Source organism: uncultured Metabacillus sp. (assembly GCF_947503125.1).
In the GTDB taxonomy this organism is placed as follows: domain Bacteria; phylum Bacillota; class Bacilli; order Bacillales; family Bacillaceae; genus Metabacillus.
The window spans coordinates 1-1,043 of record NZ_CANNCR010000160.1; the positions used below are offsets into that span (position 1 = coordinate 1).

Consider the following 1,043-nt stretch of genomic DNA (forward strand, 5'->3'; position numbering starts at 1 on the left):
TCACGGGGCTTTATGCAAACTTTATTCTTCTTATGCAGACTTTTTTCTCATTCTGCAAACTTTATTTTGTTTTGACATAGATAAAAACAATGGTTACGCCAATCTAAAATAAATATCTATTTGACGTACATGTCCCATCTATAAGAAAAAAGTATGAGTAACCTGCTTATTCAACATCCTAGAGCAGAATTTCTGCCCAAATCTTAATTGAAGTACCCAAAATCAATAAGGCTAGTATCCATTGCAGAAGTTTTGTATTCACCTTCTGACCCATTTTCGCACCCAATGGGGAGGCAATTAAACTCGCTATAACCATGATTAACGCAGGAACAAATTCTACCTGTCCAGTTGAGATTTTTCCAATTGTAGCCCCTATTGAAGATATGAACGTAATCGCTAAAGATGATGCTATCGTCACACGTGTCGGTAATTTTAAAATGACTAACATAATTGGAACTAATAGAAATGCTCCTGCCGCACCAACAATACCTGCTCCAACACCAACAATAAGAGCAAAAAACGCTGCAAGCCATTTATTGAATGAAACTTGGTCGGGCGGTATATCATCTCTCCCCTTTTTCGGAAGGAACATCATAATGGCTGCAAGTAAGGCTAAAACACCATAAACGAGGTTAATAATTTCTCCAGACATCATTCTTGAACCATAACTTCCAATAAAACTTCCGATTAAAATACTAACACCCATGTAGATGATAAGGTTCTTATTTAAATACCCACCTTTACGATAGGCCCAAACTCCACCGATAGTTGCGAAGAATACTTGTATTGCACTTATCCCTGAAACTTCATGTGCACTAAATGCGGCTAAACCAAATAAAGGCGGGATATATAGTAACATAGGATATTTAATGATTGACCCACCTATGCCCACCATCCCTGATATATATGATCCAATAAATCCTATTAGAAAGATAGTTATGATAAACATAAAGTCCATACTGTTTTCCTCCCTCAATAAAGTTAATTTTCCTTCCAAATACTCGTGTATTCTCAATATTTCATAACTACCATTTAGTTGACTC

The 1,043-nt window shown here is 36.2% G+C and carries 1 protein-coding gene; it reads right to left on the bottom strand.

Going from position 1 to position 1,043, the window contains the following annotated elements; translation table 11 throughout:
• Positions 1 to 178 precede the first annotated feature (178 nt).
• Positions 179 to 958 carry a sulfite exporter TauE/SafE family protein gene (locus tag Q1B07_RS26630; RefSeq protein WP_299095828.1) on the bottom strand — a complete coding sequence of 260 codons (780 nt, stop codon included), beginning with the start codon at positions 956 to 958 and terminating at the stop codon, positions 179 to 181.
• Between the last annotated feature and the right edge of the window lie 85 nt (positions 959 to 1,043).